We start from the raw sequence: 25,748 nt of genomic DNA on the forward strand, positions 1-25,748 counted from the left end.
GATGACGCTGTGGTCACACCACTGGTAAGGATTCAGCTGATCGCATTCGTCGTCGTCGCGGTGATCGGCATCGTCTACATCGGCGGCAAGTACGTCCGCCTCGACAACCTGCTCGGCTTCGGGCAATACCGCGTGACCGCAGAGTTCGCAGACTCCGGCGGTATCTTCACCAACGCAGAGGTCACTTACCGGGGTGTGCCCGTCGGGACCGTCGGCACCTTGTCGCTGACCCGCGCCGGTATCGATGTGGAGCTGCTGCTCGACACAGGAGGTCCGAGCATTCCGGCCTCGGCGCTCGCCGTTGTGGCGAATCGATCGGCCATCGGCGAGCAGTACGTCGATCTACAGCCGACACACACTGACGGGCCGTTCCTCGAGGAGGGGTCGACCATTGCTCCCGTGGACACTCGAACGCCCGTACCGGTCGAGAACGTGTTGGCCAGCACCGATCAGCTCATCAATACCATCCCACTGGACAACCTCGCAACAACGGTCAGGGAACTCGGTGCCGCGTTCGACGGCAGAGGAGAAGATCTGCAGGTTCTCGTGGACTCACTCGGCACTGTGTCGGAGACAGCCGAGGAAGCACTGCCAGAGATGCTCGGACTCATCCGGGACAGCCGAACAGTACTCGACACCCAGTCCGAGCAGTCGTCGGCGATCGGGCAATTCAGTGCAGACCTGAACGCCGTTACGGCACAACTACGCAGCAGCGACCCTGATATCCGGCGCCTGATCGAGACAGGCAACGCCGCAAGCGATCAGGTCGGCGCACTCGTTGCTGATGGCGGTCCGGCGCTGACGACAAACCTCGGCAATATCAGTTCGGTCACCTCGCTGTACGCCCCGAAGGCGTTCGCCCTTAGACCTCTACTCATCTTCCTGCCGTCCATATCAGCGGCAGCGCACACCCTCGTCCAAGGCGACGGCTCCATCCATCTCAGTTTCGCTGGTTTGGAAGTCAACAACCCACCGCCGTGCACCATCGGGTACGAAGAGTCGCAATCGATCCTGGATGCGGAGAAGGCGAAGAACCCGAACTTCGATCCCACCCGAGAGGACTATCCGTTGAACTTGCAGGCGAACTGTCTGACGCCTCACGGCAGCGTCACCGGTGTCCGTAGTTCCAGCCGCATCGTGTACGCGGATCCGGAAACGCCGCAGCCGTGGGACAGCAAGCCGAAGGCCGATCCGGACAAGCTCAACCTCAATCCCATTGCCACGCAACTCGCACCCCTGATCGGGGTTACTCCGCGTAGGTAGCAGGCCAGAGTGCATCACTATCGCGCACTCCCACCGGCAAACTCATCAAGCCGCATTTGCGCGAGCACTATGTTCCCGTAGAGACCGACTGACTGCACGACCATCACAGATCCCACGCACTCACCGGTCCCACTCCGGGCCGAGGAGTCGGTCGTGCGCCAGCTCCTTCCATGCCTTCAGGTTGGGCTCGGTGCTCGGCCTTCGCCGATCGAACGCGTACGTCAGGGCAACACCGCGCATGCTGGTGTTGAGCAGTTCACGCACTACAGGATAGGCCGGAGCGTCGATCAGTGGCGCACCGAACAATGCGTCGGTTGCGGTGCGGACCCGTCTGTTCAGTGCGCGTTCCACCGGGACCAACGCGGTTCGTAGATCGTTGTTGTGCCTAGCGCCGATCCACAGTTCGGTGGCAGCCCAGAAGTAGTCCTGCTGGTACGTCGCCCACATGGTGTCCACTGCTGCGCCGATCCGTGCGCTGGGCGCAGCTGGCCACTCCACCCGCGCGCCTGCGTCGTCGACACGGGCCGACGCCAGGTGCGCAACGGCCGCGACCAACAGCTCGTCCCGAGACGGGTACTGATGCAACATCCGCCCACGACTCACACCTGCCAACTCTTGAATTTTCACGGTCGAGGCACCCGCATAGCCGAACTCGACCAAGGCTTGCACTGCGGCATTCAGAATGCGGTTCTGCGTGACCAGGCTGCGTGATTGCATGCGTCGAGTGTTGCCGTTGAGTTCGCCCACGGCAAACGCTCCAGACATGGGGCACTGCAATTCTGCGGTACGCGAACATCTCTGACTGCGATCCAGCAAAACAGTCAAGCTTGACTGTATCGGGGAATGAGTGTCCGATGATCACTATGGGAAACACTGTCCGACTCTCGATGCTGCCTCGAGCCGGCATGTCGGTGGGCTTGATCGAACTCATCCGACCCGACCGAGGCAATGCCATCGACTTCGAGTTCGCTGCCGATCTGCACGCTGCCGTGGCCGGCATCGGCCCCGACGTCGGATGTGTCGCAGTCCTGGCCGACGGCAAGAACTTCTGCGTCGGCGGGAATCTGGCCGACTTCGCGGCGGCGCCCGACCCGGGCGCACTGGTGGGAGCACTTGCTGTGGAACTTCATCGGGCCCTGTCGGCACTGGCTGCTCTGACCACCCCCGTCGTGCTCGGCGCCCAGGGCTGGTCCGTGGGCGCCGGTCTGAGCTTGGTCCTTGCCGCTGACATCGCCGTGGTCGAGTCCTCGTCGCGGCTTCGCACGGCATACGGATCGGTGGGTCTGACCCCCGACGGCGGAATGTCCTGGGCACTGCCCCGCGCCGTAGGACGCACCATGGCCTTGGATCTGCTCCTGACCGGACGCACTCTGGACAGCGGAGAGGCACTGAGTGCCGGTGCCGTCAGTCGCGTGGTGGCCCATGGAACCGTGCGTGACGAAATAGTGGCTATTGCCAATGCCATCGCCGACGGGCCTGTCGACGCGGCCCGAGTGACCAAGAACTTGGTCGACGCAGGTTCTGCGCGCACCCTCGACAGCCAGCTCGCCGCCGAAGCCGAGGCCATCGGCCGCGCGGCAGGCGGCCCCGAAGGCCGCGAGGGAATCTCCTCGTTCACCGATCGACGCTCACCCGTGTTCACGTCCCTCCAATACCCGACCGAAAGCAGTCATCAATGACCGAACGCAGTTTCGAAGGCCGAACCGCAATAATGTCCGGCGGCAGTCGCGGAATCGGTTTGGCGATCGCCCTTGCGATCGCCGAACGTGGTGGGAATCTCGTACTTCTCGCCAAGACCGACACCCCCGATCCTCGCCTTCCCGGCACGATCCACACCGCTGTCGCCGAGATCATCGCCGCAGGCGGGGCCGCGGTTGCCGTTGTCGGCGACGTACGCAACGACGACGACATCGCGAATGCGGCACAGACCGCAGTGGACCGCTTCGGCGGGATCGATATCGTCGTCAACAACGCCAGTGTCCTCAACCTCGCTAAAACGATCGATCTTCCGATGAAGCGGTTCGATCTCATGCAGCAGGTCAACGTCCGTGGCACCTTCGCGTTGACCCAGGCATGCCTGCCCCATCTTGTCGAATCACCGAACCCACACGTTCTCACGCTGTCGCCACCGCTGAACATGTCACAGAAGTGGCTCGGCGAACATCCGGGCTACATGCTCGCGAAGTACGGCATGACGCTGGCGACACTCGGGTTCGCCGCAGAATTCGCACATGTTCCGATCTCGAGCAATTGCCTGTGGCCGCAGAGCACGATTGCCACTGCCGCAGTGGAGAACCTCCTCGGAGGCAAAGCCGGAGTGGCGCATTCGCGATCGCCACAGATCATGGCCGACGCTGCTGTGGCCATTCTCGACCGCAAGCAAGGGGAGGTCAACGGTCGAACACTGATCGACATCGAGGTCCTTGCCGAATCCGGGGTCACCGATCTCGGTCCCTACGGCGGCGAAGTGCCGATCTCCCTCGACATCTTTGTGGATCCCACTCCGTGACAGAACGTACGAACACCGCCGACGACCACACCGCCGCTGAACGGATCCTGATGACACACACCATCTCCCCCAGTAATACCCGGCAGGATGTGCCACGCCTGCAGGACCGCATCTCGACCGACGTGTGGATTCCGAAGGAGGTCATCGATCTACGCACGCGGGCACGCGCCGCCGTCGTCAAGGCCGTACAACCATATGCCCAGGACATCGGGGAGCGCGAAGAATCACGAGAGAGTTTTCCGTGGGCTGCATTTCGCGGCCTCGCCGACGAGGGTATGTTCGCGGTGCCCTTCGAGGCTCACTACGGTAGCGGGTTCGACCACCCGATGCTCGCGACGTGCACTGTCACCGAGGAGATCGGCTATCACAGCAGCAGTATGGCCGGCGTCTACGACGGCCAGTGCATTCTGATGGCGCAGACCCTCACGTTCGCTGCACCCTCTCTACAGGAGCAGCTCATCCCGGCTCTCATCTCCGGTTCCTCGGCCTTTTCCTTCGCCACCACCGAACCCGAAGCAAGCAGCGACCTTTCGGCCGAGACACTTCGCACGATCGCCACCGAGACCGAGGGGGGATTCATCGTCAACGGCCGAAAACGGTGGATCACCAACAGTATTGTCGCGGATTGGGCGGCTATCCTGTGCGGCGATGGGAACCGCACCACGATGCTGCTCGTCGACCTGAAGAATTCCCCCGGTGTGCGGATCGGCGAACCCGATCTCAAAATGGGGCATCGAGGTCAGGTCACGGCCGACATCGTCCTCGACGGTGTCTTCGTGCCTTCCGAGAATGTCCTCGGCTCGCGCGGCGGAGGAATGAAAGTCGCCCTGTCCGCGCTGGCTCGCGGACGAATCGGGATCGGTGCCGCAGGCGTCGGCGTCGCACAGGCTGCCTTGGACCTGGCCGTCGACCGGCTGCGCACGCGCCATGCGTTCGGCGGGCCACTGGGCAAGCTGCAGTATTGGCAGTTCAAAATCGCCGAACACGCCACGAACATCGAGTGCGCACGCATGCTCTACCAGAAGGCGGCGATGCGGCTCGACACCGAAGGTGGAACTGCCGAACCCGAGGCAGCGATGGCCAAGGCATATGGAACCCGGGTCGCGGTGGACGTGGTCCGGGATTCGCTCCAGATACACGGGGGCTTCGGGTTCGCGCGCAAGATCAGTGAAACCGGTGAATCGGTCCGACTCGAGGAGCTCTACCGCGACGCCAAGATTCTGGAGATCTTCGAGGGCGCAAACGAACTGCAGCAGTGGATCATTGCGCGCAACGTGATCGGTCGCGACGTCACCGGCTAGACATGGACCCCCACCTCGGTAGAACCTGTGGGCCGCCGGCCCCCACATTGTGTGCAGCATCGGGGGGCTGATCGGCCCAGGGATTTCGGACGATGGACCCGCTTGGAATAGGGATCTACCGAAATGAGTCCGACCAGTACGAGCAGATCGCGTCGATCGTTCAGTCATCTCCATTGTCCGAAATCCTCGTGGCAGATCAGAGTCCGAAGTCCTCTCACGACGTGCAGGAGACTGGTGTCGCATATACGGCGCCGGCTTCTACATCGACCGAGGTCTACGACTTCGATCTTTCATCTGTTCCCGGAGAAGGCGGTACTGTCATGGCCTTCGATGATGTTGACCTGTACCAAAAGACTGTGCAGAGCTACGAGGACGCCGCTGTCCTAGCCGGCCCTCACCGTTACGGATCGGAGCCAGCCTTGATCTTCGTACAGATCAATGAGGGGCTTTCGTCGAGCGACGGACAGAAGGTAAAGGGAATCGTCGACTCGCTCTAGTTGCTGCCCGCCGCCACCCATTGACCCTCTGTACGAAACGATCGCGAAAAGGCGTCGCTGGGGAGTCGGTCAGGCGGGAGCAGGACTGAAGGTTGCGAAGCGGGTTGTCGGGAGGTTCACCCCGAAAAGTGCACAGAAAAGCCAGCCATGCTTACCGAACCAGATCTGACGTTGCCAAGGATCGAAGACAACCAACGTCTGTGCATCTGCGGCGAGTCGACGCCAACTACACCTGCTCGGCGTGCTATCTCACCCGCGACTGAGCCTCACTGAACGTACGTCTCCACGTGGGCACCGGTGACCACGCCGACATTCGGCACGATTGCACCCCACCCTGAGCTGCACGTACCTGATGCCTGACCTGTCGCTCCGAACGAGCTGGTCGACGCGTTGTACGGCCCGACCGCGTAGAACGGGAAAGCATTGGGGATGCCATGAAGACCCCAGCACTCGATGCTGAGGTAGTACTCTCTTCGCGGCGGAGCGCCGGTGTCGTGGCACGTTACCGACGCACTGAAAGAATCGTGCGCGACGGCGCAGTCCTGAGGGCCAGCGGAGGCAACGCCGGAACCGACGATCGAAGCAGCGGCCAGACCGGATATGACCGCGCTAACTCGTAGTGCTGCAATAAACTTGCTTCTCATAGACATTCATTCGCTGGTGCGCGATGGGGCGTTACGTCCGCGGCCCCAGAACAGCAGCGCTTCGAATGCAGCTACGGTCCGGGGTCGAGCGCCTCTTCCCTTCGCCGGTGCGGGCGTTGAAGGCGCGCACCGCACATGCCCAACCCTCGACACTCGGGGCGCCCGCATCCAGACACACCAGGACTTGGTCGCGAGGGTTCGCCCTGATCGACTTATAGATGTGTGTTTCGTTGGGCACCGCTGCGGTGACGAGTCCACCCGCGCTCGATCCAACGACACTTCGGTGCAAGCGGGTTGCTCCCTTACTTGCGGACGCTTTCAGAAATGGAGAACCATCTACCGGGGTGGGTGCCGACGGCAGCAATGACGCCCGAAGTCGGAGCTTGTCACTGTTATGCGCGACCCATTCGATAAGTCGTTCGTCGGATTCGTCGTCTGGATGCCCGCTGGCATCCACGCTCCCCGGTGCTGAACATTTGACGACTTCTTCCTAACGGTAACCGGCGGCACCGACAACCTGCGCGACCGAACGGACCGTTCGCATCCCAGGGGACGACACAACGCCGCAGAGGACAACCTCGCGGACTGACCGCCCTGCTGGCCGACGCGTCTCGGAGTCCTCGACTGGCACGATTCGAACCCCAGAGCAGCCGTTCTGGAAGTCGACTCGGGATGCAGCAGGATATACCTCGCGAACTGGGCGTATACCAACGCATACCGCAGCCCAGGCCTGCCGGTGACGCGCTGATCCTGGATCTGCCGACCGCTCAGAAACCGATCGCTGGATGCCTACGCCGCCGGTCGACGATCCGGTGATCAGCAGGTGCCGTCATGACCGACACCAACACCGAAGGCGCTCCGAGTAGACCCATTACCGTTGCACCTCAGCTGGTTCCTGATCTGGCGGCTGATCTCGTTGCCGGGTTGTGGTGACTCGAACTTGCTGCGATCCGCCGCACCGCACCCGAAGTATTGCTCATCGCCAAGACACAACGGTGGACACCGGAGGAAGTCCTGCGGACACTGGTCGAACCCGAGCTCGCCCGCCCGAGACGCCTCGAACATAGTCGCACGACTCAAAGCGGCTGTGTTTCCGGTGACGAAGAGGTTGGGATCCTTCGACATCGCTTCGTTGTCGATCCGACCGAAGGTGTTCGACTACCTCTCCAGCCTGGAATGGATTCGGACGCAATCGAATCTAGCGATCATCGGACCCGTCGGAACGGGAAAGTCGCACACCCTGATCGGGCTCGGAGTCGCAGCGATCCACGCCGGTCACAAGGTCCGCTACTTCACCGCCGAAGACCTCATCGAAACGCTGTATCGCGGCCTGGCCGACAACACCGTCGGCAAGATCATCGAATCGCTGTTGCGGGTCGAGCTCATCATCGTCGACGAAACGGGCTTTGCGCCGCTCGCCGACACCGGAACCCAACTGCTGTTCCGGCTCGTCGCCGGCGCCTACGAACGCAGTTCGTTGGCAATCGCCGCGCACTGGCCGTTCGAGCAATGGGGCCGATTCCTTCCCGAGCACACCACCGCAGCATCGATCCTCGACCGACGGCTTCACCACGCCACCATCGTCGTCACCGACGGCGAGTCCGACCGTGTGAAAGACGCGCAACACCGAAAGGACCGCCCCTGAACAACCGGAAACATCAACACGGGTGAGGACTTTCAGTTGGCCACCAGCGGGGACTTCGTACTGGCCATTGACACGACCCAGCCGGTATTAACGCGCGGTATTTCGGTCACCCAACGGCAACACTCATGCCCCCGTCGGCCATCACAATCGATCCCACGACGTAAGCAGCTTGATCGGAAGCCAGAAACGCAATGATCTGCGCAATCTCGTAAGGCTGCGCTGCGCGGCCGATCGGTGACGTGCTGCCGTGATCGGCGAGGAAACCCGGACCGTCATCGTGTATGTCGTCGAGGATGTGAGTAACCACGTCACCCGATCCAACAGCGTTGACACGAATCCCGTGCTCGATGACTTCGAGAGCCAACGTTCGAGTCAGCTGAGCAAGGGCACCTTTCGAGGCGGCATACGCCGCGATCGTGGGAAACGACTGAAAACACGCATACGAACCGACATTGACGATCGCGCCTGACTTCTGCGGAATCATCGCCCGTACAGCCTCTCGCGAGTGCAGAAAAGCGCCTGTCGCGTTGACTGCCAGAATTGAATTCCATTCGTCAAGACTCATCTCGGCAACGGTCTTGTTGATGATAATTCCCGCGTTGTTGACAAGAATGTCGAGTCGGCCGAATTGCTCCCGCGCCAATTCGACAGCACGGCGTGCGCTGCCTTCCTTGCTAACATCGGCAACCAGCGCTGTGACACTCGTCCCAGCGATTTCTTGGACAGCCTCGTCGAGGTCGGTTGCCACGACCCGGACTCCTCGTTCTACGAACAGCTCCACGGTGGCGCGGCCAATTCCGCTAGCCGCGCCTGTAACGATTGCAACTTTACCCGCGAGGTCGTTTTCCTGGTTAGGTGCAGTCATGTCGATGCCTTTCGTCATTTTTATGTCGCGATATACGGAAAGATGCCGCCATCCGCTTCAGGTCGATGGCGAGTGCACGTCAGGCCATCAAAGCCGTCAATCGCCAGTCCAGCACTGGCGTGCCGACCGCGATCGTATTGTGGGAGAAGACTATTGAACGCAGGTGAACCGCCCACCCGTCGACGAGTCTGTCGGCGCCTACGATCTGTAGTTCGCTGGTCAGGGTGTCGCCCTCGGAGACTGGTGCAGTATGGTCGCAGGAAGTCCATCCCAAGATCGTCACCAGATTCGGCAGTGCGCGGCCGACCTGGGCCAGGGCGAGACCGATCGTGTGCCCACCGTAGACGAGGCGCCCAGCTTCGCTTGTGCGCTCGTCGTGGTGAGTGGCTGCGATGTTGAGTGTGAGCCGCGCCAGCTCCGGGGCATTCGTCACTACGTCACCGCTACTGCGAAACACGGATCCGATCAATTCTTCGTCGAAATGCTTGCCCGGCACCCGACTCCGATATTGTTCAAGATCCCAACCTTCGGGTACCTGGTAGTCCGGAACATCCGCTGGTCCGATCCTCGACAGGTCGCTGCTGTGCACCGTGCGATTCGGGTCTGCCGTGGATGAGAGTGTCAGCATCGCGCATCGATAGAAATCCAGGACCGTGTTGCCATCATGGTCGGTAGTCGTTACTCGTAGAGCCGCCATACCGGTTGGCGCACGCCCGGGCTTCGAAGAATTCTCGCGGAGACCCACCACCACTGTGCGGGTGTGAAGAGTGTCTCCGAGATGCGGAAATCGGTGGAACTGCAGGCCACGGTAGAACAGGTTGGCGCGAACATGGTGGGTGGCCACGGTCGACTGTCCGATCGCTATGTCCCATGCTAACCCGGGGTGTGCGATCGCGTCGGTCGATCTGGTCACCGCGGTGGCAAGGTGCCGGTCCAGCGCTAAGTGCAAACGGTCACCCACAATGGCCTGATGCGCCGCAGACAGACCACTTGTGAGAGTTACAGCTGGCGCCGAGTCGAACACTTGGCCAACGGTAAGATCGTCGAAATAGGGTCCACCAACCTGGATTTCGTGTGGGCGCGATTCGGTCATGATCGAAATCCTCCGGCCCGCGCGAGCGTACGACGAGCAGCGACCGCCAGAGCCTCATCGAGCATCTGTCCATCAAGTTGAACAGCACCCGTTCCGAGTTCCGCCGCGTCGGAAAGGGTTTGCAGAATGCGCCGGGCTTCGTCGACGGCATTCTCGGACGGGGTGAAAGTGGTCATAACGGTATCCACCTGCCGGGGATGGATTACCCACTTACCGTCGAAGCCAAGCGAGCGGATCCATGTGCACGACCGTTCGAATGACGCGTCGTTCTCGACGCCGAGGTGGGGACCGTCGATCGCTGCAATTCCGGCGACGCGTGCGGCCACCAACACGGCGTCCTGCATGGACAACCATTGCTCAGGTGGCGAAGATCGTGATCGGCCCAGGGCAGCGCCGAGGTCGGCGTATCCGAGGACCAATGCCTCCAGTCGTTCGGTCGCGGCGGACAGGCGCGCCACGTTCTGCACGCCCCGGGGTGTCTCGACTAGCGCTTGAATTCCGACCGAGGTGCCCTTCAAGGCCTCACTTACCATTTCGAGGTCAAGTCCGGTTTCGGTTTTGGGAACGATGACGCTCGTCAGGCGTGGTGCCGTTGCGCACATGGCGAGGTCATCGTGTGCCCAGGGGGTATCGAGACCGTTTATTCGCACGGAGATGCTTCCGACGCGTTCGGTCTCGACCATCAGATGGCGCACGAACTCGCGTGCTTGCACCTTGTTGGAGACAGCTACTGCGTCTTCGAGATCGAGAATGACTTCGTCCGCGTGGGAGGCCAATGCCTTGCGGACCTTCCGATCGTCTGACCCAGGCGCAATCAGAACCGAGCGCCGAATAGTGATGTCCTTCATGCGAACTCCCTTCCAATGATGTGTCCGCTTGCACTCATCTGTGTATCTGCAAGCCTCGTTCGAGGTGCTGTCGTTGGGATGATCAGAGTGACAGGCCGCCATCTACGATCAGCTCTGCACCGGTCATGAAAGGGCATTCCTTCGAAGCAAGAAACACTACTGCTCGGGCGATTTCGTCGGCGGTTCCGCGTCGACCGAGAGGTGTCGACGCTGTGACTGCCTCGATCTGCTCTCTTGGCATTGCGTCGATCATCGTGGTATCGATGAAACCTGGTGCAACGGAATTGACTCGGACGCCGTATGGGGCAAGCTCCACCGCTGCGCATTTCGTCATCCCGCGTACTGCCCATTTCGTTGTCGAGTATCCGATTTGATTGGCGTACCCCCGATGCCCACCTATAGAGGACAGATTGACGATCGAACCGGCGCCCTCCTGCTTCATCCTCCCTGCGACAGATCGTATGCCGAGAAAAACGCCGAGTTGATTGACGCGGTAGTGTCTGTCGAAGTTCTCGACACTGGTTTCGGTAATGTCGTCACCGGAATCGAGCACGCCGGCGTTGTTGACCAGTACGTCGATCGATTTGAATTCAAGTCGGACGGCGTTGACCAAGTCTTCCCAGGAATTTTCGGAGCTGACATCGTGAGGTACGTATCTGTGCTTCGCACCCAAACGGTCGATCAGTGCGGCAGCGTGCGTCTCGGACCCGCCCGCGATGACAACGGTCGCTCCCGCCGAATCCAGCGCCGAGGTGATCGCCGCTCCGATACCGCGGCTGCCACCTGTGACTATCGCCGTATGGCCGGACAGGTCAGCGACAGTCCGTGATTTGGTGCCGGTCATGATCGAGCCCACGACGGTTGCTGGGTAAGCCACGTAGCAAGAACATCCGTGACTGCGTCTGGTTGTTCTTCGGTCACCAGATGGCCGGCGTCCGCGATGATGGCCAACTCGGAATTGGGCAGCCGGTCATGCATCGCACGTGCACGGTCGACCGATATTCCGTTGTCGTCCTCGCCGTGAATGATCAGGGTCGGTACGGTGATCTGCCGCAGGTCACTCAGCCGGTCCGGTTTGTCGATCCACGAGCGGTATTCGCCATAGAGCGAACGCGCCGGTCGTTGCCGCCACTTGTCGCACCACCGCGTCACGAGGCCAGGTGCACTGCCTAGCGCACGTTCACCGAAGATGACCGGTTTGAATGCGTCCACCACCGACTCTGGTATTGAGCCTTCACAATCGAGTGGTTTCAACAGGCTACCGAACTGGGTGTGCTCGGAGTCGGTGTAGGCGTCCGCTTGTGTGGACATCAGTACGAGACCAGCGACTCGATCGGGATACCGCAATGCGAAATCGATTGCCATGAATCCCCCTACGGACATCCCGACCAGAACTACTCGATCGATGCGCGCCCCGTCGACGACTGCCAGACAGTCGTCGACCAAGTCTTCGATCGATCGCTCGGTGCCGAAACGAAGTGTTCCGGCACGTGAGGTGTAGGCAATGGTTCGGTACCGATCGCTCAAGGCCTCAACCTGTGGGGCGAACATTGTTCGGTCCAGAAGGGTCCCGTGACTGAAAACGACCGCGGGGCCCTGCCCATGATCGTAGATGTCCTCGGTTGGCAATTTCGCCGAGTCGAGTGAGGGTGTCATATCGAAATCTCTCCATCTTTGTGGGCTGAGTGCAAATTCACCTCGAGTGATCGACGTTCTCCTCAACGGCAAAGAATGACGAGATCCAATCGACTTCTCGCCTTTTTCTTCCGGAGAATGCTCGAAACGTGAAACCTAACTGTGTTCTCGGAAATGAAGAGGCTCCGAGCAATGTCCTTGTTCTTCATTCCCATCAACAGATATCGCATGATGTCCACTTCCCGCGCGGTCAAGCCCACGCGTTTCTCGTCCCAACTGGCTGTTTCGGCGTTGAGCAGAACCTTCAGCGCATGGGCACGCGCGGTTCTGTCGTCTACCGCGGGCGCCGACAATGCTGAGATCACCTCACGAATGAGCGTGAACGGGTGACCGGCCTGCGGGCAATCCATGTCACCGTCGGGGCGTCCGGAGATGGTCACCGGCCGGGAGTAGGTCGCTGGGCCGTTCTTATCGAACCGCTGATACTTCGCCCCCCGCACACGGTGATCGTCTGGCCGGTGATGTATCCACCGCCCTTGTCGGCGAGAAACGCCACTGTGCGGGCGACGTCCTGCGGTGTGCCGACGCGACCGATCGGAATCGATTGGCGGACGCGGTCGATGATTTCGCTCGGCATCGAATTCGACATGGGGGTCTCGATGAATCCTGGCGCGATGCAGTTGACTGTGATGTTCGACGAGGCCAACGACAACGCCAGACTGCGGCTGGCGCCGGCGATTCCGCCCTTGGACGCCGAGTAGTTGGACGATCCGAAATTCCCGAGCCAGGCCCTGGATGTGAGTGAGACGATCCGTCCACTTCCCGAAGCCCTCAGGTACGGAATCGCGACGGCCGTGGTTTGCAGCATGCCGGCCAGGTTGATGGACACGACTTGGCGGAACAGTTCAGGTTCCATCTTCGGCACTCGCGCATCGTTGAGAATTCCCGCGCAGTTGACAAGTACGTCGATTCCGCCGAGTTCGCCGGCCATCGAATCGACGACGAGCTGGACGGAGTTCGGTTGCGACAGATCGGCAGCGACACCGACCACCTTGGTCGTGACGGCGTTACTGAGCGTGTTGCGTACCGAGTCCACCGCGGCAGAGTCGAGGTCGGTCAGCCCGACGTCATACCCGAGATCGGCCAAGTACGAGGCGATGCAGCGTCCTATTCCGCCAGTTGCACCCGTCACCACCGCGCTGCGTGCATTTCCGTTCGGATGGTTGACGTGTTCGGTCATGGGTGCAACCTTCCTAGATGCAGACCGTCGGTCACGAAGATCTCCTGGCCTGTCGCGATGCCTGACTTATGGATCAGAACGTCGATCAGATCTTGGCATTTTCTGTCGCTGATGTTCTCCTCGAAGAGGACCGTATTTGCGCTGCCTCCGGATTTCTGAAGTTCGATTGCGACCGAGCGAACGAAACTGATCAGCGCCCCTACCACTGCAGAGTCGAAAGGCCGGTCGGGATCTCCCAAAGCTGCGGCTGCAGGCGCAACGACTACGACGCGCCCCGCATCACCTGCTGCTACAAGGGCATCCCACTGGTTGTGAACAACCGTGAAGGCGGTCACCAACGGATCAGTCACGCGGGCTTGAACCAGCTCGGTCTCCAAGTCTGCGTAACTGGATCCCTTGTAAACAAGGACGATTGTCGGCGACGCGAGATCGCTGTGATCGGTCTGTTTGCAGATGTCCACGGCAGTCGATGCTGTGGGTGTCATCGGGCCACCATCAACACGGTTACCGAGCCTCCATCGGTTCCCGACACAGTTCCGCCCTTACAGTAGGCAAGCCCGACGTTTGCTCCTAAGACTTGGCGTTGGCCAGCGGCGTCGCTCAATTGCCATGTCAACTCACAAATTTGAGCAACTCCGGTTGCACCGACTGGATGGCCACGGCTCAACAGACCGCCACTGGCGTTCACGGGCAGCTTTCCACCTATCGACGTATCTCCGTTCTCTGCCCACTTCCCGCCTTCGCCCACTGGCACAACTCCAAGGCCCTCGAGCCGGACAACCTCCGCGATGGTGAAGCAATCGTGCATCTCGACGATGTCGATATCTTCGGGACCGTACCCGGATTCGTTCCATGCTTGCTCACCCGCGCGTCTGCTCACATCTTCCTCGTTGATGCTCGCTGACGCGAGCACGAGGCTGCCGGAAACCAAGGCGCTCGCCACGAGTTTCGGAGCCGACGTCCGGCCGAGCTTTGCCAGCCCAGCTGCGCTGCACAACACGACAGCGGCTGCCCCGTCACTGATAGGGCTGCAGTCGTACAAGCCGAGCGGGTCCGCGATCAACCGCGCTCCGACTACTTCTTCCAGGGAGATCGGGCGCTGGTAATGGGCGTAGGGGTTGTGAACCGAATGAGCGTGGTTCTTCACAGCCACCGCCGCGATCTGTTCGCGCGTGGCGCCATGATCGTGCATGTATCGCCGGGCACTCATGCCATGGTTGGCAGCCATCACCAGTCCATTGATGGCGTCGAGGTCGGTAGGGTCGGGTAGGACCCCACCCGAGACTCGATCGGTCATCTTTTCGGCGCCGATGACAAGCACCGTGTCATACAGTCCGGCCCTGATCGCGATCGAAGCTTCTCGTATTGCTGTCGCGCCACTGGCACAGTAGTTTTCGTGGTTGGAAACAGGAAGACCACCCAGGCCCATCTGTGCCGCAACGCGTTGGCCGGCGACAGGACCTCCGAACACGTGTCCAACGTAGACTGCCTCGATGTCCGGGGCTGTCACGGCGGCGTCCGACATTGCCGCGCGAGCCGCGCCGAGGGCGAGCTTCTCGAAGGTCACCGTGACGGGGAACTTTCCGAATCGGACCATGCCCGCACCGGCGATGAATGTCTTACTCATTTGCTGTCTCCTTGTGGACGAAAGTGGTACCACCACAGCGGATCATCATCGGAGTCGGTCGCGATCGGAGCGAAATCGACCGTGACCTCGGTGCCGATTTCGATGTCGCCCTCGACTCGGCCGAGCACTCTGATGTCATTGTCGAGGTCGACTGTCGCCAGTGTGTAAGGCGTTTCGGTCGGAGGCGGTGCTTGCCGTACCGTCGTCCAACTCACCACTGTCCCGTGTGGCCGGATAGTGATGTCTGCGACGGAGTCGGACCCGCAATGCGGGCAAAGTTCACGGTTGGGGAACGAGGATCGTCCGCAAGCACCACAGTCGCTTCCACGTAGTTCCGGGGGGTGGAGGGTGAGTACATCGGCGCGCATTGGCTTGTCTGTGGTCGACATCTAGATACCTCCTCGCGAGATGAGTTGTGCGGTGATGACGTTCTTCTGAATCTCGTTGGTGCCCTCTCCCACGATCATCAAAGGTGCATCTCTGAAGTAGCGTTCGACGTCGTATTCGGTGGAGTAGCCGTATCCGCCATGAATTCGGACGGCGGAGAGTGCTATTTCCATAGCGCTTTCCGATGCGAAGAGTTTGGCCATTCCAGCTTCCATGTCGCACCTTTCGCCGGAGTCGAATCTGTCGGCGGCGTACAGGGTCAGTTGCCGCGCCGCGGCCAATTTGGTGGCCATGTCGGCGAGGAGGTGGCCGATGGCTTGGTGTTTCCAGATCGGGTGGCCGAACGATTGCCGATCTTGCGCATATTGAAGTGAATCCTCGAGCGCTGCAGTTGCTACTCCCAGTGCTCGGGCCGCGACCTGGATGCGCCCGGTCTCGAGCCCCTTCATCATCTGCGCGAACCCTTGTCCGGCTGCGCCTCCGAGAACCGCTGATGTTGATGTGCGGTAGTTGTCGAAGTTGAGTTCGCAACTCTCGACACCTTTGTAGCCGAGTTTCGGGAGATCCCGCGACACCGTCAGTCCTGGTCCGTGTTCGACGAGAAGTATCGACATGCCGCGATGGACCGGCGTTGCTGCCGGATCCGTCTTGCACAGCAGTGCGATAAGGCCGGATCGGCGGGCATTGCTGATCCAAGTCTTGGATCCGTTGACAATGAAGTGCTCTCCCTCGGCGTTGGCAGTGGTGCGCATCGCTTGCAGGTCCGATCCGCCTCCTGGTTCGGTCAAAGCCATGGTGGCGCGGACTTCGCCGGTGGCCATGCGCGGTAGGTAAGTCTGCTTCTGTTCCTCGGTCCCGAAGAGGCTCAGCAACTTTGCAACAACGGTGTGTCCGCCCATAGCGCCGGCCAAGCTCATCCATCCGCGCGCAAGCTCTTCGGTGACATGTACGTAAGTGGGCATCGAAACCGGCGTTCCACCGAACTCTTCGGGGACGGCGAGACCGTAGATCCCGATGGACTTCATCTGCTCGATGAATTTCTCCGGGTACTCGTTTCTGTGTTCCATTTCGTTCACCGCGGGTTTGACGTCGCGGTCGATGAAGTCCCGCACGGTGCGGATGAGCATTCGTTCTTCGGCAGAGATCATGGAGTTGGAGCCCTTCGAGTCATGGCTTGGTTGGTGAGGGCCTGTACAGGCATACCTGCTTCGTCCAGGCCGAGTTCGTCTAGCGCCACGCGGCGCAGTAGCACCTTCGGTACCTTGCCGCTCGCGACGTGTGGCAGTTCGTGCGTGTTGCGGAACAACACGTGGTGAGGTGTCTTGTATTTGGCTGCGGTCGTTCTCACGTGTTCGATCACCGTGGCTGATGAGATTTCGGGATCCGCACAGTCGACGAACGCGACAATTGCTTCGCCCCGGGCAGGGTTTGGGATTCCGACCACGTGGACTTCACGGACACCTGGGATCTGTCCGATCAGCAACTCGACTTCGAGGGGGCTGACATTGATTCCACCGGGCTTCATCATCTCGGACAGACGCGAGTGGAAGTAGAGAAATCCTTCCCTGTCGACCCAGCCCAGATCCCCGGTCCGGAAGTAACCGTCGTCGGTCATCACCTCCCGGTTACGTTCGGGATCTTTGTGGTAACCGCGCATGACATGTCCCCGAATGAGGATGTGCCCGATCTCCCCGATGGCAAGGGGCTTGTCGGATTCGGGATCACCGATACGGATGTCCCAATCGGGAAGGGCACGCCCGATGGACGTATCGACGAGGTCTTGGGGGTCTCGCGAGTCGGTGAGTGCACATAGTCCGTACGACTCGGTCAGCCCGTAGATGCTGGTGCCGAGGTCGAGGCCGAGTTCGGTGCGTGCGATCTTTCGGTCCGCTGTGCTCAGACCCAGTACTCCTTTGCGCAGGCGGAGAGTACGAGCGGGGCGGTGGGGGTGCTCGACGAGGCTGCGGGTCATGTTGCCGAGTCCGAAATAGGCGGTGCAGCGCTCGGTTTCCAGCAGGTCCAACGCGGCACCGGGTTCGAATACCTCCATCAACACCACGCACCCGCCATGAGTCCATGTCGCGCCCAGTGCTTGTATCAGCCCAAGGCCGTAGAAGAGGGGTGTCGCCAGGAACGAGCGATCGGTCTCGTCCAGTGCTTGCCGTTCGCCGATGTTGAACGTGTTGGTGATGGCGTGTTCGTGTTCGAGGGTGACGCCCTTGGGTCTGGCGGTGCTGCCACTGGTGTAGATCAGATACACCAGGTCGCTGGGCCGGACGGAATCTGCGGCGTCGGTGAGGGTCTCGTCATGCACCGCACTACCCTGCGTGAGGAAGTCTGCTATGTGAGTTGCGCCGAGCAGTCGTCGGGCACCCAGTTCGACCACCTGCCGCAGGCGCGGGAAGCGCGGGTCGCCGAGCTCGCTGCCCGAAATCGGTGGTGTGGAGGTGGCAGATATCGTTGCCTCGATGATCGGTGCATAGTCGGTCGATCGGAGCTTGTCGTAGTAGAACAGCACTTCGATATCACCGTGGACTAGCGCGTACTGCAGTTCGCTTTCGCGGTACCACGTGTTCAGCGGCACCACTACTCCCCCGACCCGGGCGGTTGCCATTGCGACATAAAGCCATTCCGGACGGTTACCCGCCAGAATACCGACGTGCGTGGAGCGTCGAACGCCCGCAGCGATCAGGGCCTTGGCCCAGCGATCGACCTCTCGGTCGAGTTCGAGGAAGCTGGTGTCGTGACCGTCGAACGAGACCGCCGGGCGGTCAGGGAAGCGGTGTGCCATCTCACCGATCAAGGCGCCGATGGTGCGTGCTTGCGGTCGTTGTGTGCTCATCGTTGATCGCCTCCATTCGAATCCGTTGTCTCGGCCTCTGGACTGAGTAAGGCTGCCCGCGCGGAACGTGGTGTGGACAAACCGGCAGTGTCGATCGACAAGGCAAGGACCCGTCCACCTTTCGCGGCGGTGACTACGAGCGTGTCCAGGGTAGGGCCTGCGAAGCACACGCTGGTCGGCATGGTTCCTTTGCCTACGTCGAGTTCATCGGTCACGCGGCCGTCGACGTCGAAGTGGGTGAGCAAACCGGATTTGCTTCCGGCGACCCACAGTCCGCCGGCCTCGTCGACGGCAAGGCCGTCGGGAGTCTCCACTGCGAAACCGTCAGCGGGAGTGTCATTGATCAAGTGTCCGTCACCGAACCGGAAGCGTGACACGCGATTACGAGCGGTCTCGGCGACGTACAGGTGGCTGGGGTCGGCGCCGAACGCGATTCCGTTCGGAAAGTAGACATCATCGAGCATGACGTCGAGCTGGTGCGTCGTCGTGTCGTATCGGAAGACTCTGCCGGGCAGTGCATCGTCGCCGAACCCATGTCCGTTCGGATCGGTGAACCAGAGGCAGTTCGAGTCGAAAGTGCAGTCCGACGGTGAGGTCAAGTCCGTTGTGGTGGAGACCATCCTGGGTTTTCTATCGGCGCCTGGATGCCACGCTTGCAGACTGGGTGCTGCCGGCAGTTCCGATCGTGTGGGCATGACTTCGCCTCCGTTCTGGGTGATCCACAACGTGCCGTCGGGCGCGAGTGTCATACCGTTGGGTCCCCCGCCGGTCTCCACGGCGGGCTCCGCGGGCCGGCCGTCGAGGAAGACTTCGTACAGCAGTCCGCGGCTGACGCTGGTCACGAACAGCCTGCCGTCGTCGGTCCAGACCGGGCCTTCGGTGAACCCGATGTTCGACGCCACCGTGTGCAAATCCGACGTGGTATAGACCAAACCGGCGCTCATCGCGACACCTCGCTCTCTAGCTGGGCGACGCCGAGCTCCGGTCGTTGCCCACCCAGATCGACCCAGTCGGTGACATCGTCAGCGACGGCAGAGCGATCTATCGGAATCAGTGGGGTCCTACTGAACAGCGGAGCGGGGCCAGGCTCGGTGCGACCATCGTTGTCTCGCAGTGTTCCTCGGTCGCGGAGGTGGGGTACGTGAACTGCTTCCTTCATCGAAAGGACCGGGCTGACGCATGCGTCCAGGCCCGCAAAAATTCCGGTCCACTGCTCACGCGTTCGACCAGCGAAAATGTCGGCGAATAGCGTCTTCGTCGTCGCCCAGCTCGTCTCGTCGTTCTGGTCCGGTAGGTCAGCGTCGGTCAGTCCCAACCCGGTCAACAGTTGCCGGTAGAACTGCGGCTCGATGCTGCCCACTGCCATGTATTCTCCGTCTGCGGTTCGGTAAACGTTGTAGAACGGTGCCCCGGTGTCGATGCTGTTGGTGCCGGGTTCGTCTCTCCAGGTACCGGCCGCGGCCCGATTCCAGATCCCTGTCATCAGCATGGTCGCCCCGTCGATCATCGCGACATCGAGAACTTGACCTTTCCCGCTGCTGTGGCGTTCGAACAGCGCTGTGAGGATGCCGTTGTACAGCAACATTCCCCCGCCGCCGTAGTCTCCGACCAAGTTCAGCGGCGGAAGCGGGGCTTCGCCGCTGCGTGCGATGGACCGCAGCGTTCCGGTCAGCGCCAGGTAGTTGATGTCGTGCCCGGCTGTGGAGGACAGCGGGCCGCTCTGACCCCAGCCGGTCATTCGCGCATACACCAGGGTGTCGTTGCGTTCGTGAACCAGGTTCGGACCCAAGCCGAGTCGCTCCATCACCCCTGGCCTGAATCCCTCGATGAAGACGTCTGCGTAGTCGACGAGCCCCAGTAGTTGTTCGCGGTCTGCATTGTTCTTGAGGTCGAGTGTCAGCGAGGCGGCTCGGTGTCGGCCGAGAATTCCTGCATCTGCCGTCGATTGGCCGGGGCGATTGACACGCAGGACGGTTGCGCCGGCATCGGCCATCATCATGGTTGCGAACGGCGCGGGCCCAAGCGCCGCAATTTCGATGACGCGCAGGCCGCGGAGCGGCCCGGTGAGGCGCTCGGTCGGTGGATACATCACAAGTCCTTGGTCGTGGGGGCAAAGGTAAGGCCTGTGCGGCCCGGTGCCAGTTCGGTGAACTCGGCACGCATCGACATACCGATCTGCAATTCGGAAGGTCGAGATCGAACAATGTTGGTATAGATCTTCGAGCCCTCGTCCAGTTCGATCACAGCGACCGTGTACGGCACAGGCAAAGGAAAGCTGTCGTCATACCGTTTGTGGAAGGTGGAGAAAGACCACAATGTGCCGAGCCCGGTTGCCTCTTTCCACACCGGCTCGCCCGCTTCGCCGCACTCTGTGCACACTGCGCGGGGAGGAAAGTTGAGTGCGGAGCAGTTGCCGCACCAGCTCAGTAGCAGCCGGTGATCCGCGATGGCATCGGTATGGGGTGTGATCCGCGACGTGTTCATCGCGTCGCCCCGTAGAGCACCGAGGAGACTACAGGAGCCGCGCACACGTACTGAGCGAGAGTGGCGTCGGCAACCTGACGGGACCCACACTGATGCCGAATCTGTTTGACTGCTTCGATATTGAGCGCCCATCCCTGCATGTAACTTTCCGACAGATGGCCACCGGAGGTGTTGACGGGAAGTTCTCCACCCAGCGCGATGCGGCCGTCTTGAATCCAGTAGCCGCTCTCACCGGCTTCGCAGTACCCGAGGCCTTCCAGTGTGAACAGCACATTCGGGCTGAAGTTGTCGTACGCCATCAGGACGTCTACGTCCGTTCGTGTGCAGTCGGCCATTGCGTACGTGTCTTGACCCACTTGGTTCAGGGCGCTGCGCCAGAAATCGTCCGGTGGAAAGTTCGAGTCACGCAGTCGCCCTTGCTGTCCGAATCCGAGTATGTGGACCGGGGGCTGTCGACAGTCTCTGGCCCGGTCGTCCGAGGTCATGATGAGCGCTGTGCCGCCGTCGTTGATCAGGCAGTAGTCGTAGATGCGCATAGGTTCAGCGATGAATCGCGCACCGAGGTAGTCGGAAAGCGAGATTGCCTTGTTGAATACGGCTGCAGGGTTGTGCGCGGCGTGACTGCGAAAGGTCTGCGATATGGTTGCCAGTTGTTCGGAGGTCGTTCCGTAGAGCTGCATATGCCGTTCGAGCATCATCGCGTAGAACGCTCCTGGTGAGGTCATTCCGTACGGGGTGGTGAGATTGGGTTCGGTTCCGTACCCCTCTGCCGCCGGCGCCGCGGTTGCTCCTCCGCCACCGTACGAGTGCCCCTTCGACCGTCCGTCGTTGCCGTAGACGAGCGCGACCGTTCGTGCCGAACCGGTCGCGATCGCGGTGGCTGCCACCTGTATCGCGGGGCCCGTCATTCGTCCCTCCGCTGGGAGCTGGGCAACCCAGCGAGGTTCGATTCCACTTGCAGCTGCGATGGCTTCGGTGCTTCGCGCTCTGCTGACGATCAGACCGTCGATATCGCGCGGGTCCAATCCTGAGTCAGTCATGGCCTCGGTCAGGGCGTCCAGTGCCAAGCTGTCCGCCGTAGCCGCAGGGAAGCTGCCGTATGGTGTGGCACCGACGCCGACCACCGCCGCAGCGCTTTTCCCCGGGTCGATGCCGAGGGTGCTTCGGTGAGTGGTCATGACATTCCTTGACTTCAGTAGCGGAGGTGGCCGCGGTTGGATTCGCGAACTGCGGCCACCTTCGACTACGCGGAGCGATCCGTACGGGACTTGTCAGCCGCTGGCCGTCATAGCGAGAAGTCGATGATCCCGCGAATATTCACTCCGTCTCGGAGGTCCTGATAGCCCTGGTTGATCTCTTCGAGTTTGTATCGGGTCGTGATCAGTTCATCGAGCTTGAGTTGACCCGCGTCGTACATGCGCAGCAACTTGACGATGTCGTACTGGGGGTTCGATGATCCGAACAACGTTCCCTTGATGGTTTTCTCCATGAACACCATCTCTTGGCCGGACACGTGGACGGTTAGGTTGGCGGCATTGGACACACCGGTGACGACCACGGTCGATCCCTTACCGATGATGTTGAACGCTGCGGTGATGGTTTCTTCGTTCATGACGCCGATGAGAACGAGTGCTTGATCGGCGCCCTGACCCCAGGTGAGTTCGGTGACCTTGGCCTGGGCCTCTTCTGCTGTCGAAAACACGTGCGTTGCACCGAATTTGAGGGCGGTCTCACGCTTGAACTCGATCGGATCGATGCAGACGACAAACTTCGCGCCCGCAGCAAGCGCGCCCTGTACCGCGTTGATTCCCAGGCCGCCGACTCCGTAGATGACAGTCGTGTCACCGGGCCGGACGTTCCCTGCGTTCACTGCGGTGCCCCATCCGGTCGGAACGCCGCAGCCCACCAGGACTGCGCTTTGGAGGGGGAGCCATTCGTCGACTTTGACAACCGAGAATTGGGACACTGTTGCGTACTCGGAGAACGCGCCGAGCATGCAGAATGCGCTGTAATCGGTTCCGTCCTTGTGAAGCCGGAAGGTTCCGTCCGGCATGCTGCCTTCGAGGATGGTCGACCCGGCGTCGCAGAGGTTTTGGCGGCCGGTCGAACAGTAACGACAGGTTCCGCAGCTCGGCGTGAAGCTGCAGACGACATGGTCGCCTTCAGCGACTTTGGTTACTCCCTGGCCTACCTTGGTCACGATGCCGGCTGCTTCGTGTCCGCCCACCATGGGATAGCGGACTACCAGATCGCCTTCCATCATGTGCAGATCCGAGTGACACAAACCGGCAGCGGAGAGTTTCAGCATCACCTCGCCGGGACCGGGATCGTCGATCTCGAGCTCCATGATCTCGAATGGGGCATGTGGTGCGGTCAGTACTGCTGCGCGAGTCTTCATTTGATTATCTCCGATGTTCGGCGGTGCATGGGGTTAGTTGAGGAAGGTCCACACGGATTTGGTTTCGAGGTAGGCGTCGAGGCTCTGCGGTCCGAGATCTCGGCCGTATCCGGATTGGTTGTATCCGCCGAACGGTGCGGCCGGATCAGTCAGGCCCCAACCGTTCACATAGACGGTTCCGGCTCGGAGCCTGCTCGTGACCTTGTGTGCGGTCTTGAGATCGGAGGTCCACACTCCAGCGGCCAGTCCATAATCGGTCGAGTTTGCCCGATCGATCACTTCGTCGATGTCGTCGAAGGGCAGCACCACCACTACCGGTCCGAAAATTTCCTCGCGAACGCATTCCATGTCGTCGGTGGCGTCGGCAATCACGGTCGGTCGGTGAAAATTTCCACTCAGACCCTCGGTGTCGGAACTGGCGTAATGAACCGACGCGCCGGCATCTTTCGCCCGTTCGACGTAGCCGCGTATTTTCGAGAGTTGCGCTGGATTCACGATCGGTCCGAAATCGACGCCGTCATCGAGTCCGTGTCCGATGGTCAGGCCATTCGCGGATTCGATCAGCATTCGGACTACTTCCTCATGCACGTCTCTGTGCACGAACAGCCTGGAGGGAGCGCTGCACGTCTGACCGGAGTGCCAGAAGATTCCGCCCGCGGATCCGTTGACTGCCTGCTCGAGGTCGGCGTCGGGAAGGATGATGTTGGCGCTCTTTCCACCCAGCTCCAGGGTGACCCGCTTGACCTGGTCAGCGGCGTTACGCGCGATCTGCTTGCCGACTGCGGTCGAGCCGGTGAAGGTCAGTTTGCGAACATCGGGATGGTTTACCAGGGCTTCGCCCGCCTCCGGTCCGATACCTGGGACTACGTTGAGAACACCGTCCGGAAGCCCTGCCTCGCTCGCAAGTTCGGCCAACCACAGCGCGGACAGTGGTGTTTCCTCGGATGGCTTGAGTACCACGGTGCAACCCGCCGCCAGGGCCGGTGCCAGCTTCCAGCCGCACAGCAGGAGCGGGAAATTCCACGCTGTGATCGCACCGACCACTCCAACCGGTTCGCGCTCGGTTCGAATGTGTACGTCGGGGTGTGAGACTGGAACGGTCGAACCAACGATCTTGGTCGGCCATCCGGCAAAGTAGTGGAAGGCGCGTCCGGCGAATTCGACATCGATTGCCCTGGCGGCGCCCCGAACTTTGCCGGCATCGAGAACTTCGAGCTCGGCGAACTCGTCAGCGTGGAGGTAGACGAGGTCGCCGATTCGGTGCAGGATCCGCCCACGGTCGAGGGGGCTCATACGCCGCCAGGGTGCGTCGGTTTCGCCTGCGATACGGGCCGCGTCCACCGCTCGCGCGATGTCGGCAGCGTTTCCGCAGGCGGCGGTGGAGATCCTTTCGCCCGTGGCCGGGTCGAGGACCGAGAGCGTATCCCCGCTGAGGGCGCCGACCCGCGCACCGCCGATGTACAGGTGCGGTTCGATCTCCAGTCGGTCGCGTACGCCGGTCGACAACCTGCGGCTTGTGGTGGTCTCAACTAACGACATCATTCCTCCATTTGGATATTTGATACATATAGAGTGACTCAGGTTACGTTCACTGTCAAGGAAGCTGCTAGGAAGTGGCACTATCGGCGCAGTCTTCGTGCTTCTACAGGCGGAAGTCAGCTGCGCGTGCGCTCTGCGACTGTATGTTGATCAAGTATCACTCAACGGAAGGATCCGAGCATGTCCGATCGAACTCGCGCAGACATGCAGGCGACTACCCGCCGGATGAGTCGCGGCAGAGACCAGAACGCCCCAGTGTCCAGGAAGAACATGAGCGGTCAAGTCATCGATCGCATCAAGGAGATGATCTTCGACGGCTCGCTCCTCAGGGGGCAGCGGGTACCGCAGGACAGCATTGCCGCCGACCTGGGCGTGAGCAGACTCCCGGTACGCGAGGCGCTCATTTCACTCGAAGCCGAAGGTTTGATCGACTCGGAACCGCATCGCGGGTCTTTCGTGGTTCCGATTCGCCGCGAGGATATCGACGACCATTATCGGATCTACGGGATGGTCCAAGGGCTGGCCAGCAGGCGAGCAGCCAGCAGAATAACAAGCCCGACCCTGGATCGTCTTCGACAATTGCATGAAGACATGCAGGCCAGCGATGAAGCCGACCTGGTGCACAACTTGAATTGGGAGTTTCACAGCCTGATCAATCAGACCGGAGGTAGCCGCCGACTGCTGTCCATCCTTCGTCAACTGGCAAGAAACCTACCTCGGAGCGTCTACGAAGCGCCCCCGGCGGCAAGTCCAGAGGCCAACCGAGGCCATCAGCGAATACTCGACGCGCTGATCGCCGGTGATGGTGATGCCGCCGACGCTGCATCGCGTGCTCACGTTCAGACCGAAGGCGAGTACGTCATTGCAAAACTGCAACGGGACGGCATCCTGGCAGACGAAAGCTATTGAGTCGGCGCATGGCGCGGCCCGG

26 protein-coding genes and 1 pseudogene are annotated in these 25,748 nt (G+C 61.0%); 7 read left to right on the plus strand and 20 right to left on the minus strand.

The features are described from left to right. Positions 1–9 precede the first annotated feature (9 nt). The gene (locus tag ACODSO_RS17365; RefSeq protein ID WP_489038017.1) at positions 10–1,263 is read left to right on the plus strand and encodes an MCE family protein; all 1,254 of its coding nucleotides are present in this window, start codon (positions 10–12) and stop codon (positions 1,261–1,263) included. 120 nt (positions 1,264–1,383) lie between these two features. Here the strand turns inward: ACODSO_RS17365 and ACODSO_RS17370 are convergent, their stop codons facing one another. Further along, positions 1,384–1,980, minus strand: a complete 597-nt coding sequence (locus ACODSO_RS17370; protein ID WP_489038018.1) for a TetR/AcrR family transcriptional regulator — start codon at positions 1,978–1,980, stop codon at positions 1,384–1,386. A gap of 137 nt (positions 1,981–2,117) precedes the next feature. On the opposite strand from ACODSO_RS17370, the gene ACODSO_RS17375 reads away from it, so the two are divergent. From ACODSO_RS17375 to ACODSO_RS17390, 4 genes are all read left to right on the plus strand, one after another. Beyond that, positions 2,118–2,942, plus strand: coding sequence for an enoyl-CoA hydratase/isomerase family protein (locus tag ACODSO_RS17375; protein WP_489038019.1), 825 nt, complete (start codon positions 2,118–2,120; stop codon positions 2,940–2,942). Beyond that, positions 2,939–3,772, plus strand: a complete 834-nt coding sequence (locus ACODSO_RS17380; protein WP_489038020.1) for an SDR family oxidoreductase — start codon at positions 2,939–2,941, stop codon at positions 3,770–3,772. Before ACODSO_RS17375 ends, ACODSO_RS17380 begins: the two co-directional genes overlap by 4 nt. Then, entirely contained in the window at positions 3,769–5,073 is a 1,305-nt protein-coding gene (locus ACODSO_RS17385) for an acyl-CoA dehydrogenase family protein (protein ID WP_489038021.1), read from the plus strand. Before ACODSO_RS17380 ends, ACODSO_RS17385 begins: the two co-directional genes overlap by 4 nt. A 92-nt stretch (positions 5,074–5,165) precedes the next feature. After that, on the plus strand, positions 5,166–5,570 hold the full coding sequence (locus ACODSO_RS17390) for a hypothetical protein (protein ID WP_489038022.1): 405 nt from the start codon (positions 5,166–5,168) through the stop codon (positions 5,568–5,570). Positions 5,571–5,836: 266 nt separating this feature from the next. On the opposite strand, the gene ACODSO_RS17395 is transcribed toward ACODSO_RS17390, so the two are convergent. After that, a complete protein-coding gene (locus ACODSO_RS17395) occupies positions 5,837–6,214 on the minus strand; it encodes a hypothetical protein (RefSeq protein ID WP_489038023.1) in 378 nt (125 codons plus the stop codon). A gap of 831 nt (positions 6,215–7,045) precedes the next feature. Here ACODSO_RS17395 and istB point away from each other — a divergent pair. Further along, positions 7,046–7,859: pseudogene (gene istB / locus ACODSO_RS17400) on the plus strand (IS21-like element helper ATPase IstB). Between the two features lie 106 nt (positions 7,860–7,965). Here istB and ACODSO_RS17405 read toward each other — a convergent pair. The 18 genes from ACODSO_RS17405 to ACODSO_RS17490 all read right to left on the minus strand — a co-directional run bounded on the left by ACODSO_RS17405 (position 7,966) and on the right by ACODSO_RS17490 (position 24,817). After that, positions 7,966–8,724, minus strand: a complete 759-nt coding sequence (locus ACODSO_RS17405) for an SDR family NAD(P)-dependent oxidoreductase (protein WP_489038024.1) — start codon at positions 8,722–8,724, stop codon at positions 7,966–7,968. A 79-nt stretch (positions 8,725–8,803) separates the two neighbouring features. Next, the gene (locus ACODSO_RS17410) at positions 8,804–9,817 is read right to left on the minus strand and encodes a MaoC family dehydratase (protein WP_489038025.1); all 1,014 of its coding nucleotides are present in this window, start codon (positions 9,815–9,817) and stop codon (positions 8,804–8,806) included. Continuing rightward, on the minus strand, positions 9,814–10,665 hold the full coding sequence (locus tag ACODSO_RS17415; protein ID WP_489038026.1) for an HpcH/HpaI aldolase/citrate lyase family protein: 852 nt from the start codon (positions 10,663–10,665) through the stop codon (positions 9,814–9,816). Before ACODSO_RS17415 ends, ACODSO_RS17410 begins: the two co-directional genes overlap by 4 nt. An 82-nt stretch (positions 10,666–10,747) precedes the next feature. Then, positions 10,748–11,542 carry an SDR family NAD(P)-dependent oxidoreductase gene (locus tag ACODSO_RS17420; protein WP_489038027.1) on the minus strand — a complete coding sequence of 265 codons (795 nt, stop codon included), beginning with the start codon at positions 11,540–11,542 and terminating at the stop codon, positions 10,748–10,750. After that, positions 11,506–12,321, minus strand: coding sequence for an alpha/beta fold hydrolase (locus ACODSO_RS17425; protein WP_489038029.1), 816 nt, complete (start codon positions 12,319–12,321; stop codon positions 11,506–11,508). Before ACODSO_RS17425 ends, ACODSO_RS17420 begins: the two co-directional genes overlap by 37 nt. 62 nt (positions 12,322–12,383) lie before the next feature. Next, a complete protein-coding gene (locus tag ACODSO_RS17430) occupies positions 12,384–12,740 on the minus strand; it encodes a helix-turn-helix domain-containing protein (RefSeq protein ID WP_489038030.1) in 357 nt (118 codons plus the stop codon). Then, positions 12,737–13,540, minus strand: coding sequence for an SDR family oxidoreductase (locus ACODSO_RS17435; RefSeq protein WP_489038031.1), 804 nt, complete (start codon positions 13,538–13,540; stop codon positions 12,737–12,739). Before ACODSO_RS17435 ends, ACODSO_RS17430 begins: the two co-directional genes overlap by 4 nt. Next, the gene (locus ACODSO_RS17440) at positions 13,537–14,025 is read right to left on the minus strand and encodes a hypothetical protein (protein ID WP_489038032.1); all 489 of its coding nucleotides are present in this window, start codon (positions 14,023–14,025) and stop codon (positions 13,537–13,539) included. Before ACODSO_RS17440 ends, ACODSO_RS17435 begins: the two co-directional genes overlap by 4 nt. After that, positions 14,022–15,167, minus strand: coding sequence for a thiolase family protein (locus ACODSO_RS17445; protein WP_489038034.1), 1,146 nt, complete (start codon positions 15,165–15,167; stop codon positions 14,022–14,024). The genes ACODSO_RS17440 and ACODSO_RS17445 overlap by 4 nt, the downstream gene beginning before the upstream one ends. Further along, positions 15,164–15,556 carry a Zn-ribbon domain-containing OB-fold protein gene (locus tag ACODSO_RS17450; RefSeq protein ID WP_489038036.1) on the minus strand — a complete coding sequence of 131 codons (393 nt, stop codon included), beginning with the start codon at positions 15,554–15,556 and terminating at the stop codon, positions 15,164–15,166. The genes ACODSO_RS17445 and ACODSO_RS17450 overlap by 4 nt, the downstream gene beginning before the upstream one ends. Further along, positions 15,557–16,702, minus strand: a complete 1,146-nt coding sequence (locus ACODSO_RS17455) for an acyl-CoA dehydrogenase family protein (protein ID WP_489038037.1) — start codon at positions 16,700–16,702, stop codon at positions 15,557–15,559. Beyond that, a complete protein-coding gene (locus ACODSO_RS17460; protein ID WP_489038039.1) occupies positions 16,699–18,396 on the minus strand; it encodes a class I adenylate-forming enzyme family protein in 1,698 nt (565 codons plus the stop codon). Before ACODSO_RS17460 ends, ACODSO_RS17455 begins: the two co-directional genes overlap by 4 nt. Then, positions 18,393–19,340 carry an SMP-30/gluconolactonase/LRE family protein gene (locus ACODSO_RS17465; RefSeq protein ID WP_489038040.1) on the minus strand — a complete coding sequence of 316 codons (948 nt, stop codon included), beginning with the start codon at positions 19,338–19,340 and terminating at the stop codon, positions 18,393–18,395. The genes ACODSO_RS17460 and ACODSO_RS17465 overlap by 4 nt, the downstream gene beginning before the upstream one ends. Further along, positions 19,337–20,485, minus strand: coding sequence for a CaiB/BaiF CoA transferase family protein (locus ACODSO_RS17470; protein ID WP_489038041.1), 1,149 nt, complete (start codon positions 20,483–20,485; stop codon positions 19,337–19,339). Before ACODSO_RS17470 ends, ACODSO_RS17465 begins: the two co-directional genes overlap by 4 nt. After that, the gene (locus ACODSO_RS17475; RefSeq protein ID WP_489038042.1) at positions 20,485–20,880 is read right to left on the minus strand and encodes a Zn-ribbon domain-containing OB-fold protein; all 396 of its coding nucleotides are present in this window, start codon (positions 20,878–20,880) and stop codon (positions 20,485–20,487) included. The genes ACODSO_RS17470 and ACODSO_RS17475 overlap by 1 nt, the downstream gene beginning before the upstream one ends. Further along, complete coding sequence (locus ACODSO_RS17480; RefSeq protein WP_489038043.1) at positions 20,877–22,058, minus strand: thiolase family protein; 1,182 nt, start codon at positions 22,056–22,058, stop codon at positions 20,877–20,879. Before ACODSO_RS17480 ends, ACODSO_RS17475 begins: the two co-directional genes overlap by 4 nt. 107 nt (positions 22,059–22,165) lie before the next feature. After that, entirely contained in the window at positions 22,166–23,278 is a 1,113-nt protein-coding gene (locus ACODSO_RS17485; RefSeq protein WP_489038044.1) for an NDMA-dependent alcohol dehydrogenase, read from the minus strand. Positions 23,279–23,311: 33 nt separating this feature from the next. Further along, positions 23,312–24,817, minus strand: a complete 1,506-nt coding sequence (locus ACODSO_RS17490) for an aldehyde dehydrogenase family protein (protein WP_489038045.1) — start codon at positions 24,815–24,817, stop codon at positions 23,312–23,314. Between the two features lie 180 nt (positions 24,818–24,997). Between ACODSO_RS17490 and ACODSO_RS17495 the strand changes: the two genes are divergently transcribed. After that, on the plus strand, positions 24,998–25,726 hold the full coding sequence (locus tag ACODSO_RS17495) for a GntR family transcriptional regulator (protein WP_489038046.1): 729 nt from the start codon (positions 24,998–25,000) through the stop codon (positions 25,724–25,726). Positions 25,727–25,748 lie beyond the last annotated feature (22 nt).

This window comes from Rhodococcus sp. FG69 (genome assembly GCF_057808915.1).

Excerpts from the sequence above, each read along its gene's own strand:
- ACODSO_RS17370 (WP_489038018.1), bottom strand. The coding sequence starts at position 1,980 with ATGCAATCACGCAGCCTGGTCACGCAGAACCGCATTCTGAATGCCGCA.
- ACODSO_RS17375 (WP_489038019.1), top strand. The coding sequence starts at position 2,118 with ATGATCACTATGGGAAACACTGTCCGACTCTCGATGCTGCCTCGAGCC.
- ACODSO_RS17380 (WP_489038020.1), top strand. The coding sequence starts at position 2,939 with ATGACCGAACGCAGTTTCGAAGGCCGAACCGCAATAATGTCCGGCGGC.
- ACODSO_RS17390 (WP_489038022.1), top strand. The coding sequence starts at position 5,166 with ATGGACCCGCTTGGAATAGGGATCTACCGAAATGAGTCCGACCAGTAC.
- ACODSO_RS17395 (WP_489038023.1), bottom strand. The coding sequence starts at position 6,214 with ATGAGAAGCAAGTTTATTGCAGCACTACGAGTTAGCGCGGTCATATCC.
- ACODSO_RS17405 (WP_489038024.1), bottom strand. The coding sequence starts at position 8,724 with ATGACTGCACCTAACCAGGAAAACGACCTCGCGGGTAAAGTTGCAATC.
- ACODSO_RS17410 (WP_489038025.1), bottom strand. The coding sequence starts at position 9,817 with ATGACCGAATCGCGCCCACACGAAATCCAGGTTGGTGGACCCTATTTC.
- ACODSO_RS17415 (WP_489038026.1), bottom strand. The coding sequence starts at position 10,665 with ATGAAGGACATCACTATTCGGCGCTCGGTTCTGATTGCGCCTGGGTCA.
- ACODSO_RS17425 (WP_489038029.1), bottom strand. The coding sequence starts at position 12,321 with ATGACACCCTCACTCGACTCGGCGAAATTGCCAACCGAGGACATCTAC.
- ACODSO_RS17435 (WP_489038031.1), bottom strand. The coding sequence starts at position 13,540 with ATGACCGAACACGTCAACCATCCGAACGGAAATGCACGCAGCGCGGTG.
- ACODSO_RS17440 (WP_489038032.1), bottom strand. The coding sequence starts at position 14,025 with ATGACACCCACAGCATCGACTGCCGTGGACATCTGCAAACAGACCGAT.
- ACODSO_RS17445 (WP_489038034.1), bottom strand. The coding sequence starts at position 15,167 with ATGAGTAAGACATTCATCGCCGGTGCGGGCATGGTCCGATTCGGAAAG.
- ACODSO_RS17450 (WP_489038036.1), bottom strand. The coding sequence starts at position 15,556 with ATGTCGACCACAGACAAGCCAATGCGCGCCGATGTACTCACCCTCCAC.
- ACODSO_RS17455 (WP_489038037.1), bottom strand. The coding sequence starts at position 16,702 with ATGATCTCTGCCGAAGAACGAATGCTCATCCGCACCGTGCGGGACTTC.
- ACODSO_RS17460 (WP_489038039.1), bottom strand. The coding sequence starts at position 18,396 with ATGAGCACACAACGACCGCAAGCACGCACCATCGGCGCCTTGATCGGT.
- ACODSO_RS17465 (WP_489038040.1), bottom strand. The coding sequence starts at position 19,340 with ATGAGCGCCGGTTTGGTCTATACCACGTCGGATTTGCACACGGTGGCG.
- ACODSO_RS17470 (WP_489038041.1), bottom strand. The coding sequence starts at position 20,485 with ATGTATCCACCGACCGAGCGCCTCACCGGGCCGCTCCGCGGCCTGCGC.
- ACODSO_RS17475 (WP_489038042.1), bottom strand. The coding sequence starts at position 20,880 with ATGAACACGTCGCGGATCACACCCCATACCGATGCCATCGCGGATCAC.
- ACODSO_RS17480 (WP_489038043.1), bottom strand. The coding sequence starts at position 22,058 with ATGACCACTCACCGAAGCACCCTCGGCATCGACCCGGGGAAAAGCGCT.
- ACODSO_RS17485 (WP_489038044.1), bottom strand. The coding sequence starts at position 23,278 with ATGAAGACTCGCGCAGCAGTACTGACCGCACCACATGCCCCATTCGAG.
- ACODSO_RS17490 (WP_489038045.1), bottom strand. The coding sequence starts at position 24,817 with ATGTCGTTAGTTGAGACCACCACAAGCCGCAGGTTGTCGACCGGCGTA.
- ACODSO_RS17495 (WP_489038046.1), top strand. The coding sequence starts at position 24,998 with ATGTCCGATCGAACTCGCGCAGACATGCAGGCGACTACCCGCCGGATG.